Below are 1,337 nucleotides of genomic sequence, written 5' to 3' on the forward strand. Positions count from 1 at the left end.
CGATCATCACCGTCTCGGTCTGGCTCTCATGCTCTGTTACCTGCGGTATCCCGGCCGGCCGCTCCATGCCGGCGAGATACCCGATCCTGCCCTGGTCTCGTTCGTTGCCACACAGATCGACGTCTTGCCGGATTCCCTCGGTGCTTATCTGAGGGTGGATCAAAATCGACGCCGGCATTCGGCGGCTTTGCAGGATCGCCTCGGGTTGCGGCCATGGGGGCCGCGCGTGGCGGCAGACCTTGCCGACTGGCTGCTGGCGCATGCACTGGAAACCGACCGGTTGGTCGATCTGGCGGCTTTGGTGCTGGAAGAGTGCCGCGGTCGCGGGATTCTTCTACCGCCCCCGGCGCGCCTCGAGCGGCTCTGCATCGAGGTTCGATACCGCGCGCGCCGGGAAATCGAGCGGCGGCTGACCGAGGGTCTGTCCGCCGATCAGCGGCGGCGGCTGGATGCGTTGACCCGGGTTCGCGGTCATGGGGCAGGCGTGAGGAAAGATCGGCTGTTTGCCGATGGGTTTTCGATGCGGATTCGGGGCGTGTGCCTAAGCGGCGACCTGTGTGTGCCGCGGCTCGGCAACCGATAGCAGCTTCTTCGGCGTTGATATTCCGAGGTTTTTCAGGATCTCGGCAGCTTCGGGGCTGATTTTCGTGCGCTGAACAATAGTCCGGCCCTCGAACTGGAAGCAGACGGCCTTCAGGCTGGCGAGGATGTGGGCGATGCACGCCCAGGGCAGGCCGCAGCGGAGTTCCGCCGCGCGCTGCATCTGCAGGGCGAGCACGCAGAGCCGGACATGCGCCTCGATCCGGCGCGGGCGCCAGTGGAACATCGGCCGGACCTCGAGCCCGGTCTGCTTCATACGCCGGAAGCAGGCTTCGATAATGGCCCCACCTTTGTAGCCGAGAGCGACGTCCTCTGCGGAGAGCGTGTCGTCGTTGGTGATGACGACGAACTTGCCGTCGAAGCGGGCGGCATGGCGGATCTTGTCGGCGTCGAGATACGGTCGGCCGGCTGCATCCGTGCTCAGGTAGCGACCGTAGCGACGGGAGGCGAGCAGCGAACAGGCGGCCTTGGGATGATCGGCATCTCGTGCGGCGAGCAGCGCCAGTTCGGCGCGCAGGCTGGCCAGGACCTCGTCGCGATGCCGGCGCTGCCGCTCGGCTTCCTCGGGGTTCAGGCAAAGGACATAACGCTTGCGCCGCTCACCGTCGCCGACCACGACCTCCTTGACCTGCAGATTATCGGCAACTTTCCGATAGCGCCCCGGTCGGGTCAGAACCGCCTCGTCCACATCGCGCAGCCGGCGCATCGGCACCGCCAGGATGTAGCGGCCCAGCTCC

1 protein-coding gene and 1 pseudogene are annotated in these 1,337 nt (G+C 66.1%); one reads left to right on the forward strand and one right to left on the reverse strand.

Annotation, left to right across the window (positions count from 1 at the left end; translation table 11 throughout):
• A pseudogene (locus APM_RS21140) lies at positions 1-469 on the forward strand (DUF4158 domain-containing protein); the annotation flags it as partial.
• A 72-nt stretch (positions 470-541) separates the two neighbouring features.
• Here APM_RS21140 and APM_RS21145 read toward each other — a convergent pair.
• Positions 542-1,337, reverse strand: a 796-nt coding sequence (locus tag APM_RS21145) for a hypothetical protein (RefSeq protein ID WP_007425134.1), incomplete at its 5' end; no start/stop codon positions are given.

Source organism: Acidiphilium sp. PM, assembly GCF_000219295.1.
In the GTDB taxonomy this organism is placed as follows: domain Bacteria; phylum Pseudomonadota; class Alphaproteobacteria; order Acetobacterales; family Acetobacteraceae; genus Acidiphilium; species Acidiphilium multivorum.